Annotated in this window: 14 protein-coding genes; 6 read left to right on the top strand and 8 right to left on the bottom strand. The window is 42.3% G+C overall.

From position 1 onward, the window contains the following. Nucleotides 1-501: 501 nt before the first annotated feature. Complete coding sequence (locus DP116_RS20420) at nt 502-984, top strand: hypothetical protein (RefSeq protein WP_211173408.1); 483 nt, start codon at nt 502-504, stop codon at nt 982-984. A gap of 9 nt (nt 985-993) precedes the next feature. Then, nucleotides 994-1134, top strand: a complete 141-nt coding sequence (locus tag DP116_RS20415; RefSeq protein WP_169156909.1) for a hypothetical protein — start codon at nt 994-996, stop codon at nt 1132-1134. Nucleotides 1135-1462: 328 nt separating this feature from the next. Here DP116_RS20415 and DP116_RS20410 read toward each other — a convergent pair whose 3' ends face one another. Continuing rightward, nucleotides 1463-1972 (bottom strand): cysteine hydrolase family protein, encoded by a 510-nt coding sequence (locus DP116_RS20410; RefSeq protein ID WP_211173407.1) that lies wholly within the window; start codon nt 1970-1972, stop codon nt 1463-1465. 720 nt (nt 1973-2692) lie between these two features. Between DP116_RS20410 and ftsH2 the strand changes: the two genes are divergently transcribed. Next, nucleotides 2693-4579, top strand: a complete 1887-nt coding sequence (gene ftsH2, locus DP116_RS20405; protein WP_169156907.1) for an ATP-dependent zinc metalloprotease FtsH2 — start codon at nt 2693-2695, stop codon at nt 4577-4579. A gap of 177 nt (nt 4580-4756) precedes the next feature. Next, on the top strand, nt 4757-5308 hold the full coding sequence (locus tag DP116_RS20400; RefSeq protein ID WP_169156906.1) for a DUF4334 domain-containing protein: 552 nt from the start codon (nt 4757-4759) through the stop codon (nt 5306-5308). Between the two features lie 284 nt (nt 5309-5592). On the opposite strand, the gene DP116_RS20395 is transcribed toward DP116_RS20400, so the two are convergent. Continuing rightward, nucleotides 5593-6618: a sulfate/molybdate ABC transporter ATP-binding protein gene (locus DP116_RS20395; protein WP_169156905.1), complete on the bottom strand. Its 1026-nt coding sequence runs from the start codon at nt 6616-6618 to the stop codon at nt 5593-5595. A 73-nt stretch (nt 6619-6691) separates the two neighbouring features. Between DP116_RS20395 and DP116_RS20390 the strand changes: the two genes are divergently transcribed. Then, nucleotides 6692-7279, top strand: coding sequence for a Crp/Fnr family transcriptional regulator (locus tag DP116_RS20390; protein WP_169156913.1), 588 nt, complete (start codon nt 6692-6694; stop codon nt 7277-7279). Nucleotides 7280-7290: 11 nt separating this feature from the next. On the opposite strand, the gene DP116_RS20385 is transcribed toward DP116_RS20390, so the two are convergent. The 6 genes from DP116_RS20385 to DP116_RS20360 all read right to left on the bottom strand — a co-directional run bounded on the left by DP116_RS20385 (nt 7291) and on the right by DP116_RS20360 (nt 12190). Further along, nucleotides 7291-7581, bottom strand: coding sequence for an NIL domain-containing protein (locus DP116_RS20385; RefSeq protein ID WP_211173406.1), 291 nt, complete (start codon nt 7579-7581; stop codon nt 7291-7293). A 211-nt stretch (nt 7582-7792) separates the two neighbouring features. Continuing rightward, a complete protein-coding gene (locus DP116_RS20380; RefSeq protein WP_169156904.1) occupies nt 7793-8059 on the bottom strand; it encodes an NIL domain-containing protein in 267 nt (88 codons plus the stop codon). A gap of 182 nt (nt 8060-8241) precedes the next feature. Then, nucleotides 8242-9138 carry a sulfate ABC transporter permease subunit CysW gene (cysW, locus tag DP116_RS20375; RefSeq protein ID WP_169156903.1) on the bottom strand — a complete coding sequence of 299 codons (897 nt, stop codon included), beginning with the start codon at nt 9136-9138 and terminating at the stop codon, nt 8242-8244. Continuing rightward, nucleotides 9125-10012: a sulfate ABC transporter permease subunit CysT gene (cysT, locus tag DP116_RS20370; protein ID WP_169156902.1), complete on the bottom strand. Its 888-nt coding sequence runs from the start codon at nt 10010-10012 to the stop codon at nt 9125-9127. The genes cysW and cysT overlap by 14 nt, the downstream gene beginning before the upstream one ends. 86 nt (nt 10013-10098) lie before the next feature. Next, the gene (locus tag DP116_RS20365) at nt 10099-11244 is read right to left on the bottom strand and encodes a sulfate ABC transporter substrate-binding protein (protein ID WP_169156901.1); all 1146 of its coding nucleotides are present in this window, start codon (nt 11242-11244) and stop codon (nt 10099-10101) included. 172 nt (nt 11245-11416) lie between these two features. Then, nucleotides 11417-12190, bottom strand: a complete 774-nt coding sequence (locus tag DP116_RS20360) for a class II glutamine amidotransferase (RefSeq protein WP_169156900.1) — start codon at nt 12188-12190, stop codon at nt 11417-11419. 383 nt (nt 12191-12573) lie between these two features. Here DP116_RS20360 and DP116_RS20355 point away from each other — a divergent pair, with 383 nt between their 5' ends. Then, nucleotides 12574-13695 carry a sulfate ABC transporter substrate-binding protein gene (locus tag DP116_RS20355; protein ID WP_169156899.1) on the top strand — a complete coding sequence of 374 codons (1122 nt, stop codon included), beginning with the start codon at nt 12574-12576 and terminating at the stop codon, nt 13693-13695. Nucleotides 13696-13834 lie beyond the last annotated feature (139 nt).

Raw genomic sequence — 13834 nt, 5'->3', positions numbered from 1 at the left:
GGGAGAGCCGTCATTCGCGCTGTCTCACCAGTCGCCAAGTGAGGGAGAGCCGTCATTCGCGCTGGCTCACTGGTAACTGATAACTGTTTACTGTTTGAATTTCTACGTGTAAGAGCCAATGACTACTGAGTTGGTGATTTCTGAGTTCTTTCTTCGATCAATTTGATGGGCGGTTTTTCCGTTCAAACAAGCGTGTCCTCTAGACATAAGTAGCTGGATTTTTACATGGATTTTACTCCAACCCCAATTGGCTTTACCAACTGAAAACTGCTGTAATAGTAGGGGTGCATTAATCTGCACCTCTGCTTGTGAATCTGAATTGTCTAAAGCTAAGCTAATTGACAATTAACAAGTTATTTGATGTTTAAAAAGTAAAAAAACTAGTCAAAAACCTCGCCTTGGGAACTTCGAGTGTAGTACTCATGTCTCTAAAAATACTTAAAAAAGTATGTTATTGGAATGCTGACAAAAGAGATATCTCGAAGCATAAGATTATCTTTGATGATAGCTGCGCTGGCGATAAGCCAGAGGCTTGACGCTCCGCGTATCGCGTCAGCAATCAATACAATATCTCGTGCGCAGGAAACATCCCCACCCTTTTTTGAGGATGTTGTTATCGATCAAAATTTTTCTCCAGATCCGTTTATTGTTCGTGGTATGAGTGGCGGTTCTGTACCGGGGAGGGAAATTGCTCGTAGAAGAGAAACTCCCACAGGAACTTGTACTGGATATTTTGATGAAGAACCAGACCATACTATTGAGCTAACAAGTAAATTTGACTACCTAAAAATAGAAGTGAGAAGTCCTGAGGATACCACCTTAATTATTAGAGGTCCCGGAGGTAGCTGGTGCAATGACGATTTTGATGGCAAGAATCCTGGCATGATTGGAGAATGGCTACCAGGAACATATTATGTATGGATTGGTTCGTTTAAAAAAGATAGGTATTTTCCTTATACCCTACGAATTACACAAATTAAGTAGAGACCATGAATGCCAAAGTTTACAGGCTATGATTTTTGGTCAAAACTAGAACTGTCACCGGAGCTTCGCAGACAACAAACAATCCTTAGTCCAAAGATGATAGCCGCTATCCAACAACGATTGAACATCGTGGCATTAGGGCTGATTTGATTTTCGCTCCATCGGACTAATATGGGCATAATGTCAAAAACGCATATAGCAACAAAAATAGCAATAATTGCCCCATTACTGGATGGGTGGGATTGCTGTTGATCTGATCAGAAGCAGCGAACATTGGTGGCGATCGCCCTCAAGACCGAGCCAGTCTCCGACTGGCGGGAGGCACTTCGTGCCTCGGGCACAGACAGGGCGCGCTACGCGATCGCTCCCTTCCCCTTCGTCCAGACTGGAGGCAAGTCAAAGATGAGTTTATGAAGAAGGCTGTATTAGCTAAATTCCAAAACTCAGACGAGAGTGATGAAAAAGCGCTAAACTCAAGTTATAAATATTTACTGAAATGAAATTTATCTATCGGTTCAGTTATAATATTGCTTCTTCCAATTAGCTGACTTAAAACTAAAATAGCTGCTTGGTGAAAATTCTCACCTCCATTTGATGCTGAGTAATACTCTAAAATATAAGGATTAATATTGTTTTCAAAAAAATCAATAGCAGTTTTTAAGACACAACCTTCAGTATCAATTCCACAAATAAAGACTTGATGAATATCTCTTTTTTTGAGATAGTTAAGAGTTTCTTCATTACAAGCAGTATATATAGTTTTATTAAAAACCAATTTAGCAAATGGTTCAAGCTCATCAACAATTTTTTGCTCTGTTTCTGAAAAAAGTTTGTTCCAATTTAGATATCTTACATAAGGACTATCCAAGGTATTTCTAAATCTTGTGAAGATAACGTACTCAAATAGATTTTGCTCTAATAAAGACTTCACGCGTTGTATAACATGACTTGTATTTGGAGCGATGAACCCGTTTTGAATATCAATCACAAATAGGCAGAAGTTCATATTGTTAAACCTGATAAAATCTCGGAATTCTAGCTTTTCAGTAACACTTATTAAAAATTATACTAATTACAAAAATGTTTGCGGCAAATAACGCATTCAAGATAAAATTGAGTAGTCTTCATGAGTTGCGTACACTAGCACGCATAAAAAATTTTTCAATCTCCCCGGCAAGAGACCTCCCTGCTCCCCCGATGCGGTTCGGTTAAGCTCTAAGCAGTATTGACTATAGAAAAGCTGAGTGTTTGAAGTTTGACACCTGCTCCCTTGTGTATGCGTTTCTTGGAGGGAAATTTAGCTCTAGTTTTTTTGACAACTCGGCGATCGCTTCTTCCTCATGGTGGCTGTATCTACTCCCACGCAAATTTCCATTACAAGCCAAGTTCAAAAAAAGGAAGTGCTTCTTCCTTCAAGGTGCACAAAACTTAGGTAACGTACAAGCATTGCCCAAACGTAAAGGAGAGTATGAAGCGTGTTCGGCAACCTGAAACATGAATAAGCGTACACCCGTAGTAAAACGACGCAAAATTAAGTTAAATTTAATTAAGATTCTTAATAATGTTTTGGCTCGTTAGCTTTAAGGCTAACGACGAACTTATCGTGTGTCATAACATTGGATAAAAAACGTAGTTATAGACATCGGTTTGAAAAGCCCTATCTGTAGGCTGCTGATTTGTTGTATATGCATCTAGAGGCAAAATTAAGATGAAATTTTCCTGGAGAGTTCTAGTACTCTGGACATTGCCTGCATTGGTGATTGGCTTTTTCTTCTGGCAAGGAGCATTTTCTGGTACTCCGACAGACATGAGTAAGAATACAGCCACTACCCGCATGACCTATGGTCGCTTTTTAGAATACTTGGACGCTAATCGGGTAAGCAACGTTGATTTATATGAAGGCGGGAGAACGGCAATTGTGGAAGCCGTCGATCCAGAACTCGACAACCGCGTACAACGGGTACGGGTGGATCTGCCTTCTAGCGCTCCGGAACTGATTAGCAAGCTCAAAGAAAAAGGAGTGAGTTTTGACGCTCATCCTATGCGGAATGATGGGGCAATTTGGGGACTGCTGGGTAATCTCATTTTTCCTATTTTATTGATTACTGGGCTGTTCTTTTTGTTCCGTCGTTCTAGCAACCTGCCTGGTGGTCCAGGTCAAGCCATGAACTTCGGAAAATCAAAAGCTCGCTTCCAGATGGAGGCAAAAACCGGAGTGAAATTTGACGACGTTGCAGGTATTGAAGAAGCGAAAGAAGAACTGCAAGAAGTCGTGACCTTCCTCAAACAACCAGAAAAATTCACTGCTGTAGGTGCACGCATTCCCAAAGGAGTTCTCTTAGTAGGTCCTCCAGGAACAGGTAAAACACTGCTTGCAAAGGCGATCGCTGGTGAAGCAGGCGTACCCTTCTTCAGCATTTCTGGTTCGGAATTTGTAGAAATGTTCGTAGGTGTGGGTGCATCCCGCGTCCGCGACCTCTTTAAGAAAGCAAAAGATAACGCCCCCTGTATCATCTTTATTGATGAAATCGACGCCGTCGGACGCCAAAGAGGTGCAGGTATCGGTGGTGGAAACGATGAGCGGGAACAAACCCTCAACCAACTGCTCACCGAAATGGACGGTTTTGAAGGTAACACTGGTATTATTATCATCGCTGCTACCAACCGTCCTGATGTTTTAGATGCAGCACTGTTACGTCCAGGGCGATTTGACAGACAAGTCACTGTCGATGCACCCGACGTTAAAGGACGTTTGGAAGTTTTAAAAGTTCACGCTCGTAACAAGAAACTAGACCCCAGCGTTTCTTTAGAAGTCATTGCCCGCCGCACCCCTGGTTTTACAGGTGCAGATTTAGCAAACTTGCTCAATGAAGCTGCAATTCTCACAGCCAGACGGCGTAAGGAGGCGATCACGATTTTAGAAATCGATGATGCTGTGGATCGGGTTGTTGCTGGTATGGAAGGCACACCTCTGGTCGATAGCAAGAGCAAGCGTTTGATAGCTTACCACGAAATTGGACACGCGATCGCAGGTACATTACTCAAAGACCACGACCCAGTTCAAAAAGTGACCTTAATTCCAAGGGGACAAGCACAGGGGTTAACCTGGTTTACTCCTAATGAGGAGCAAGGGTTAATCACTCGCGGTCAACTCAAAGCCAGAATTACAGGTGCTTTAGGTGGTCGTGCAGCAGAAGACGTGATTTTTGGTTCTGCGGAAGTCACAACTGGTGCTGGGAATGACTTACAGCAAGTCAGCGGTATGGCCCGACAAATGGTAACAAGGTTTGGGATGTCTGATTTAGGACCGATATCCTTGGAAAGCCAGCAGGGAGAAGTGTTCTTGGGTCGTGACTGGATGACTCGTTCGGAATATTCAGAGTCAATTGCATCTCGTGTTGATGCACAAGTTCGCCTCATTGTCGAAGAATGTTACCAGACAGCAAAGCGGTTTATACAGGAAAATCGCATCGTAATAGATCGCTTAGTAGACTTGCTGATTGAAAAAGAAACTATTGATGGAGAAGAATTCCGTCAAATTGTCGCTGAGTACACTAGCGTACCTGAAAAGTCGCAGTTTATGCCTAGTATTTAATCTAAAGTTTGGTAGGGTATAGCCCTACTTTACTAAATAGAAATAGGGATGGTTTACACCATCCCTATTTTTCAGGGAGGAAAAGACTATTGAAAAAAATTATGGTGAAAACCAAAAGTAAAAAGCTCAACCTATTCCGATAAGCACTTATCAAACACAAGCAAGACACACGGGAAAATGCAAACATTAGAAACCTACAAGTCGATTCTTGAAACTGGTCAAACGACAACCGAAAAAGCTTTACAATTGTTTGATGCTCTTGAACCCGTTGATTTAGCTTTTATGCTCGGTCGTTGGCAAGGATCTGGGTTTCATACCAATCACCCTATGGATGGCTTATTAGAAAAATTTAATTGGTATGGAAAAGAATTTGTTGATCCTGAAAATGTTCACCCTTTGTTATTTTTAGATAGCCAGGGAAAAGTTATAAAAGTTGCGCCCAGTTATATGGGAGCGACAAACTGGGTTTTGAAGTTTCCAATCCTCAAAAATGATTTTCTGAAACCTTTGGTGATTCTGACTAATTCCTTACTGAAAACAGAGAAAAGTCAAGCAAGACTCCGCATGACGGAATATCGAGGAAAAGTCAGCGCCACGATGATTTATGATAATTTTCCGGTTAATGACTCTTTTCGGAAAGTAGATGACAATACGGTGTTAGGAATTATGGACTATAAAAACTTACCCCAGCCTTTCTTTTTTATTCTTCGGCGTAGTGTCACAAATTAAGCTTGCAAAGAACTGGAACTAGTGAGGAAGGTATAATTTTGAGTTTTGTATAGAGGTTTTTTTCACTATGGACGCAGTAAGATAACCCGCCGCGACTTGGTATTGCAAATATAATACATTCAAAAACCCCACCCCAGCTTTAGCGTCAGCTACACTGGGATTACGTATACCTCACCCCGCCCTGACGGGCACCCCTCTCCTTATTAAGGAGAGGGGATGGGGGTGAGGTTTTTGAGTCGCGACTTGGTATAAATGACATTCAAAAACCGCTACATTTCAACTTCTCATCTTACTGCATAAGCAGGAGCAGGAAAAACTTTTGCCTGCTTCGATGTCACATAGACACGCTGCTCTTCCTTAAGGTTGAGCTTACTAAAGTGGTCACGACTGAGGAAAGCGTTTACTGTTTCTCCAGACTTGAGAACCAATTCAACCCGAATTTCCCATCCTAAGTTAAGAATGCGCAATACCTTGGCGGGTGTAGCATCCTCAGTCGGGCTGGTTTGAATCAGAACGTCATGAGGGCGCAAAAAGACTTGCTCGTTTGTTCGAGGATTCAAATCCCTCTCTGGTAAAACACCAGCAGTAGGTGGAAGAACATTCACAGGACCAATAAAGCTCATGACAAAAGGTGTTGCTGGGTGATCATAAATCTCACCAGAGGTACCAACTTGCTCCACCCGACCATTATTCATCACCACAATTTGGTCTGCAACTTCCATTGCTTCTTCTTGATCGTGGGTGACAATGACAGTTGTTATACCAACCTCTTCATGCAGTTTTCGTAACCCTGCTCTTAATTCCTTACGGACTTTAGCATCTAACGCTCCAAAGGGTTCATCCAACAGCAATGTTCTCGGCTGAACTGCTAATGCTCTTGCTAGCGCTACCCGTTGGCGTTGACCTCCAGAGAGTTGGGAAGGATAGCGATCGCCAAATCCCTGCAATCTAACCAAATCTACAAGTTCCTCAACTCGCGGCCCAATCTTGCTCTTGGCAAACTTGCGGATTTCCAGTGGAAAGGCAATATTCTGCCGTACAGTCAAGTGCTTAAACAAGGCGTAATGCTGAAACACAAAGCCTATTTGACGTTCCTGCACCGATTTGTATGTCGCGTCTTCACCAAGTAGCCAGATATGACCCGAATTAGGCGTATCTAACCCCGCAATCATCCGCAACAAAGTTGATTTCCCAGATCCTGATGGTCCTAACAGCGCCACAAGAGAACCTGTTGGAATTTCTAAACTGACGTTGTCAACAGCAAGAAAAGAACCATACTGCTTAGTTACATTCTCAACGACTATGCCCATAGTAATATCCTTCAAGAAACTGATATTGTAAAAAAGTACGGCTTGTCTATCGAAAAGAGAGATTCAGATGACAATGTCTATTTCATCACGTTTTCAAAATCCTCCTGAACAAAACACCAAACTTAGCTTTAAGGCCCGCTCATTCTTACCCCTGAAGCACAATAGTTTGTTGAAGATTGAAACAGGAGTTGTGCGGATTGTCACTTGGCATGAAGATGGTACGCTTGTGACTTTGGGTATTTGGGGGCCTGGAGATATCGTTGGTCAAGCGTTTTCTAAACTTGAACCATATCAGATTGAGTGTCTCACTAAAGTAGAGGTAACAATCTTGCCTTTAGAAGGGTGGTTTCCATTCACGGATGTTATGCTTGCCCACATTCAACAGGCGGAAGAATTGATGGTTATTCGTAGCTATAAAACAGTGGAAATCATGCTCATTAAACTCTTAGGTTGGTTAGCAAAAAAATTTGGTCGAGAGGTAAAAAGCGGACATCTCATTGACTTGCGCCTCACTCATCAAGACATTGCTGATATGCTCAATTCAACTCGCGTGACAATCACTCGCGTCCTCACTCAGTTGGAGGAACAAGGGTTGATTCATCGTCTTCCCCTGCATCGGATTGTCTTAAAAGAAGAAGAAGTTTGGCACTATGAAATATAGCTGTCCATGTGTCAGCAAGACCAGCCATCTCCTTCAGTATTTGGCTTACCTACAATTTTTAAATTTAAAGATTCTAGGTAAGCTAAACCATGCCTAATTTGTGGTATTGTTCCACGAAGTTCCAGGTCAAAGCGTCCCTCTCCATTGGTTTGTTTTCCTAGCATTGCCCCCGTAATGTTAACGACTAAACCATGAATGGCAATCAGCCGAGAAATCACAGGTTCTTGTTGGTAATGTCCGGGAATATGCAGGCGTAAGCGAATCTTTGTGATATTACTGCTTTGAAAGGCTGGTGCAATCATAGTTATTAATAATTCGTAATTGATAACTTTTAGTTCGTCATGAGATTTCTTACAAAAATCTGATTTAAGGATATTTGAAACCGCAGATAAATACAGATAAATTATTTATGTACATCTGTGTTGCTCTGTGGTTTCATCTTCAAAAAGTTGACTTTTGTAAGAGACTTTATGAGGTCTATTAACTTAGTCATTACAAATTACGAATTCGTCATCACCAACTCCCTGTGTCAATGTCATGCCAAATTTCTAGATTCAAGTCATTGATGTAGATCAGCGCACTATCAATTTGTGCGGAAGTTCCTTGTAAGTCTAGGTCAAACCAACCATCTCCAATACCATTGGAACCCAAAATAGCAGCGGTGATATTCACAGTCAGACCGTAGTTTGACACCAAGCGAGAAATGACAGGTTCTTGGTGATAGTCTTTTGGAATCCTAAGCCGAATTCGTTTGTGGGTGAGTTGATTGTCTGAAACCATAGGTAAATTTACCCCTTGACTAACCATCTGCTTTAACAGTTATCAGTTATCAGTTATCAGTTACCAGTTATCAGTTATCAGTTACCAATTATCAGTTATCAGTACTTGTTGCTCATAACCGCTGATTTGTGTTCACTGTTTACTGTTCACTGTTCACTGTTTACTGTTTACTGTTCACTGTTTTAATGTTTTACATTTGTTTTCTTACCTGTATTCCGTTCCACAATCTCCTTCACCACCAAAGTCACGACTGCAAGCAGTCCTAACAAGACAGCAGCTGAGAATGCTGCTTCAGTTTGATACTGTTTGTAGGAATCTTCTATAAATAAAGGTAAGCTCTGAGTTTTGCCTTCAATGTTTCCAGAAACTACTGAAACAGCACCAAATTCACCCATTGCTCTAGCGTTGGTTAAGAGTAAGCCGTAAAGTAAACCCCAACGGATACTTGGCAAAGTGACGCGCCAAAATATCTGCCACTCATTTGCACCCAGCGTTTTCGCTGCTTCTTCTTGATCACCGCCTATCTCCTCCAGAACGGGAATGACTTCACGCGCTACAAAGGGCATACTCACGAATGCTGTCGCCAGCACCATCCCCGGAAAAGCGAAGATAACTTTGATATCCAGTGCTTGTAAAGCGGGACCGAACCAGCCATTGCGCCCGTAAAGTAGTACAACCATGAGTCCTGCAACCACAGGTGAGATAGAAAAGGGCAGGTCGATGATGCTTAAAAGAAGAGCACGACCTGGGAATTGGCGGCGGGCGATCGCCCAAGCTGCACACAAACCAAATACTGTATTTATTGGTACAGTAATCACAGCCAATATTAGTGTCAACCAAGCTGCATGAAGAAAATTGGGTGCGCTGAGGTTAGAAATAAACTTACCAATCCCGCCTTTAAAAGCTTGGACAAAGACGTTGAGGGCAGGAATATATATCACCAAAGCCAAATAGAACACTGCGATCCCAATCAAAATGACTGGTGCAATATTTCTTGGTTTAACACGCTTTTGAGTATTTGGTTCTGCTCCTGTCGTTGAATGGAAATGCGGTTGTGGAAAATCATCACTTTGCGTCATATCTTCGTCCCCAAGCTTGTAAAAGATTAATTCCCAGCAGCATGACCAACGAAATTGCTAGTAACACCACGCCGATAACGGTGGCTCCAGAATAGTCATACTGCTCTAACCGCTGGAAAATTAGCACAGGTGCAATTAAGTCATTGAAGGGAGTGTTGGAGGCTACAATTACAGTCGAGCCATACTCCCCGACTGCACGAGAGAAACCCAAGGCAATACCTGTCAATATCGAGGGAAATAACGGTGGTAAAATGACTTTCCAGAAAGTTTGCGACTCAGATGCACCCAAGCTCCAAGCTGCTTCTTCAGTTTCCTTTTCCATTTCTAGCAGTACAGGTTGTACTGTTCTGACGATAAATGGTAAGGATATGAATATCATTGCTATTGCTACACCTAAGCGAGTGAAAGCAATCTTTATTCCAAATGGCGCAAATAAAGAGCCAATCCAGCCGTTGTCGCTGTAAACTGTTGCTAGGGTTAGCCCTGCTACCGCAGTTGGTAATGCAAACGGTAAATCTACAGTCGCATCAAGCAAACGCTTAAAAGGAAAATCATAGCGGACAAACACCCAAGCTATGAGTGTGCCAAAAACACCATTAATCAGACCTGCTGCTAGCGCTGTTAAAAAAGTGACTTCGTATGTTGCTATTGCAATTTCACTGGTGGCAATTTCCCAAAACTTAGCCGGAGGTTCAGTACTTGCTTTCAGTAACATCGCAGTCACTGGTAAAAACAACATTACAGCTAAGTACACAATAGTAATTCGCCATGTCCAGGGAAGCTTAGCCAAACCAACCAGGTAGCTCTTCCAAGCTGGAGGTTTTTGACGAGCGAGTTCTCTTTGAGAAGATGAGCGAGGTGAAGATACAGCCATAAGCAGTGAGTTAGGAAGTAAGGGAGTGAGGGAATCATTAGTAGTCACTTCTGACTAATGACCAATGACCAATGACTAATGACTATTTATTTTTTTGCTTGAATTTTGTCAAAAGTTGCCCCATCTTCAAAGAACTTCTTCTGAATAGAATCCCATCCACCGTAATCTTGAACTGTACCCAGATTTTTGATTTTGGGATATTTACTTGCAAGTTCTTTCGTCTGTGGTGTTTCTTCTACAGGTCGGAATCCGACTTTGGCGAACTCCTGCTGTGCTTCTGGAGTGTATAAGTATTTAACAAAACCTTCAGCAACTTCTCGATTTTTGTGTTTATCGACGTTTTTGTCTACAATTGCGATTGGATTGTCGATAGAGATGTTTACATCAGGAATGATGTAATCTAGTTTCTCGCCCTTTTGTTGTGCCAGAATAATTTCGTTTTCGTAGTTGATCAGCGCATCTCCTTGACCCCGTTTCGCAAAAATATCAGTTGCTTCACGAGCATCTTTTGTTAAAATAGGCACATTTTTGTAAACTTTAGTTACAAAGTCCAGCGCTTTTTGCTCTCCTCCACCAGTTTTCATTGCTGAATTCCAAAGGGCTAGGAAATTCCACCGGGCGATACCAGAAGTTTTGGGGTCAGCGGTAATGAGTTTGACATCATCCTTTGCCAAATCTGCCCAAGTTTTGAGACCTTTTGGGTTACCTGAACGAGTGATTAATGCAGCAACAGATTTGGAGACAACGCCATTATTGGGGAATTCTTTCTCCCATCCTGGCGAAATCAATCCAGCTTTCTGAATTTTGTCTACATCTAAGCCTAGTGCTAAGTGAACAACATCTGCTTCTAAACCATCTATGACAGCACGAGTTTGAGAACCTGAACCGCCGTAGCTTTGCTCAAAACTGACATTCTGGTTATGCTCTTTCTTCCACTGTTCCACGAATTTTGGAATAATAGCGTCGTGAGCCGCTTTTGTGACAGCAAAGGAAACAAGAGTTAATCTAACATCCTGGTTATTCGCAGACACAGGTTTTGCAGTAGAACCACCTGCATCAGTACTAGTGGAGGAATCACTTGCACCGTTACCAGAGCAAGCGGCGATCGCTACACTCAAGCTGACTCCTACCAAAAACAGTGATAGAAAGCCTTTTATAGAATTAAGCTTAAATTTATGAACGATTTTTAAAAATATTTGTCTTGATTCCAAGATTTGCTGCCAAAAACCCATGTTGTTTTTCCCTGACATTTTACGGCATAGCGGTAACTTAACCGTATTTATAGCTCATTGTCAGAGATACTACATAGAATTTGCCGAAAATGCAAGAGAAATTCATCACTTTCTTGATAAAAAAAGTGGAAATTTCAGGAGCTATTGCTGTAGAAACTGTTGTGGGAACCAGTTATGGAAACTTATGGGGTAAACCATCTTGAAAGACTAGGAGTTCTCCGGGTAGGATTGGCGTCCAGACTTCGTTGTCAGTTAGAGGAGTGGTGGCGATAACAGCAACGCGATCGCTTGGAGTCGTCAATTCACTAAAATCAACAGTCATGTCTTGGTCAATTAAATGAGCAGCTGCGAAAGGTGCTTGACGTACGATGTAGCTAAGTTTTGTTGAGCAGTGAGCAAAAAAGTGCTCCCCATCCGAAAGTAAGTAGTTAAAAGTACCTTTTTCGGCTAGTGTTTGAGTGATTTCCCCAAGTATGGAGTAAAGTTTCTCCTTTGGAGGCTTGTTTTGAGGGAAACATTCTCGTAGTCTTTCTAGTATCAGACAAAAAGCTTTTTCACTATCCGTGTTGCCTACAGGTTGATAAAAATTAAAGTCCTTGGGATGAAAATCTTTCAAATCTCCATTGTGAGCAAACACCCAGTATCTTCCCCACAGTTCCCGCCGAAAGGGATGGCAGTTTTCTAAAATCACTTCACCTTGGGTAGCTTTGCGGATATGAGCAATCACATGAGTGGAGTGGATGGGATAATGTCGCACAAAATCGGCTACGGGAGAAAAAATCGAGGGTTTAGCATCTAAAAAAATTCGACAACCTTTTCCTTCAAAGAAAGCAATACCCCAACCATCGCGATGATCATCAGTTTTGCCTCCCCGCTTTGCAAAGCCCTCAAAGGAAAAGCAAATATCAGTTGGTACATTGCAATTCATTCCCAGCAGTTGGCACATCGGTGTTGAAACTCTCAAACTTTAGACTAGTGGCTGGGTTCAAGATAATCCAGAATTGCTCAATTTATCTGGTACTAATGTTTCATTCTAGAAGATTTCGCTCTTGTGTTCCGTAGGAGCTTGGGATTAACAATGGGATGTAAGCAAAAATTCTTCGCTTGGCTCCCCACTCAATACCTCACAATGGTAATTGTTTCAAGTTAGGAAACCAGCTTACAGTAATGGTTTTAGCTCACTGAGTATTAATAAATAAGTTTATTACATGAGTGTTAAGTAGCACAGATACTTGATTTTTTAATTCGTATATGGAATTGTATTAGATCAATAAAATACGATTTTTAAATCAAACAACCGTATTTTTAGTGATGGAGGAGTTCTTAATCATGCGTCTATTCAAAGCTTGTTCGTCTTGGTCACAACCTTGGCAAAAGTCTTCAACTCGCGCCCGTACCCTCCTTGTTGCTGCGGGTTTAAGCGTTGGTGCTGTTGTACCTGTCTATGCAGGAATGACCTCGCAAACCTTGCAAAACCCAACTTCAAGTAGCAAACCTGAGCTCATCAGTCAGAACCAAAAACCACTTGAATTAACTCTGGTTTCCTACGCTGTGACCAAAGAGGCTTACTCAAAAATTATTCCTCTGTTTGTAAAAAAGTGGAAGCAAGAGCGTAAGCAGGACGTCACTTTTCGGGAGAGTTACGGCGGTTCTGGTTCCCAAACACGAGCAGTCATTGATGGTTTAGAAGCAGATGTGGTGGCGCTGGCGTTAGGACAAGACGTGAACCAAATCCAGAAAGCAGGGCTAATCGGTGCTAACTGGGAAAAAGAAGTTCCTAACAATGGGATTGTCACGAAGTCGGTGGTTGCGTTGGTGACTCGTAAAGGCAATCCTAAACAAATTCGTGATTGGAATGACTTGGTTAAACCAGGAGTCAGCGTCATAACAGCCAATCCCAAAACTTCTGGAGGTGCTCGTTGGAACTTCTTGGGACTGTGGGGTTCAGTAACTCAATCTGGAGGGGATGACGCAAAAGCCCTCGATTATGTCTCTAAGGTTTACAAAAATACCCCTGTGCTGCCAAAGGATGCGCGGGAAGCCAGTGATACTTTCTACAAGCGAAATCAAGGGGATGTATTGTTGAACTATGAAAATGAGGAGATCCTAGCTAAACAGAAAGGTGAATCTAACAATGACGTAGTGATTCCTCAAGTCAATATTTCCATTGACGCCCCAGTTGCTGTAGTAGACAAGGTGGTGGATAAACGCGGTACTCGCCAAGTAGCAGAAGCTTTTGTCAAGTTCCTCTTCACACCAGAAGCACAACGGGAATTTGCGAAAGTTGGGTTTCGTTCAGTTAACTCTACAGTAGCTGGCGAAACACAGAATCAGTTTCCGAAGGTTGGCAAACTCTACACAGTTTCAAACTTCGGTGGCTGGGACGCAGTTCAGAAGAAGTTCTTTGCAGATGGAACTGTTTTTGACAAGATTCAAGGAGGAAGACGCTAAAAAAAGAATACGGTTGCTGTTAGCAATGTAGAGACGTTGCCCTTACGGGTATGCGCAAAGCGCACGCCTGAAGGCGTTCGCGCAGCGTCTCCGGAGGAGATACGCCAGTCGCCTGTTGTCGGGAAAACGCTAGGTGCTC

Origin of the sequence: Brasilonema bromeliae SPC951 (genome assembly GCF_012912135.1) — a bacterium.
GTDB classification, from domain to species: Bacteria; Cyanobacteriota; Cyanobacteriia; order Cyanobacteriales; family Nostocaceae; genus Brasilonema; species Brasilonema bromeliae.
The sequence above is the reverse complement of the archived record's forward strand: the minus strand, read 5'-3'. Positions and strand labels throughout refer to the sequence as shown.

What these genes read in the sequence shown, in the direction of transcription:
- ftsH2 (WP_169156907.1), top strand. Translation starts at nt 2,693, where the DNA reads ATGAAATTTTCCTGGAGAGTTCTAGTACTCTGGACATTGCCTGCATTG.
- DP116_RS20355 (WP_169156899.1), top strand. Translation starts at nt 12,574, where the DNA reads ATGCGTCTATTCAAAGCTTGTTCGTCTTGGTCACAACCTTGGCAAAAG.
- DP116_RS20365 (WP_169156901.1), bottom strand. Translation starts at nt 11,244, where the DNA reads ATGGGTTTTTGGCAGCAAATCTTGGAATCAAGACAAATATTTTTAAAA.
- DP116_RS20390 (WP_169156913.1), top strand. Translation starts at nt 6,692, where the DNA reads ATGTCTATTTCATCACGTTTTCAAAATCCTCCTGAACAAAACACCAAA.
- cysT (WP_169156902.1), bottom strand. Translation starts at nt 10,012, where the DNA reads ATGGCTGTATCTTCACCTCGCTCATCTTCTCAAAGAGAACTCGCTCGT.
- DP116_RS20420 (WP_211173408.1), top strand. Translation starts at nt 502, where the DNA reads ATGATAGCTGCGCTGGCGATAAGCCAGAGGCTTGACGCTCCGCGTATC.
- DP116_RS20415 (WP_169156909.1), top strand. Translation starts at nt 994, where the DNA reads ATGCCAAAGTTTACAGGCTATGATTTTTGGTCAAAACTAGAACTGTCA.
- DP116_RS20380 (WP_169156904.1), bottom strand. Translation starts at nt 8,059, where the DNA reads ATGGTTTCAGACAATCAACTCACCCACAAACGAATTCGGCTTAGGATT.
- DP116_RS20395 (WP_169156905.1), bottom strand. Translation starts at nt 6,618, where the DNA reads ATGGGCATAGTCGTTGAGAATGTAACTAAGCAGTATGGTTCTTTTCTT.
- cysW (WP_169156903.1), bottom strand. Translation starts at nt 9,138, where the DNA reads ATGACGCAAAGTGATGATTTTCCACAACCGCATTTCCATTCAACGACA.
- DP116_RS20400 (WP_169156906.1), top strand. Translation starts at nt 4,757, where the DNA reads ATGCAAACATTAGAAACCTACAAGTCGATTCTTGAAACTGGTCAAACG.
- DP116_RS20385 (WP_211173406.1), bottom strand. Translation starts at nt 7,581, where the DNA reads ATGATTGCACCAGCCTTTCAAAGCAGTAATATCACAAAGATTCGCTTA.
- DP116_RS20360 (WP_169156900.1), bottom strand. Translation starts at nt 12,190, where the DNA reads ATGTGCCAACTGCTGGGAATGAATTGCAATGTACCAACTGATATTTGC.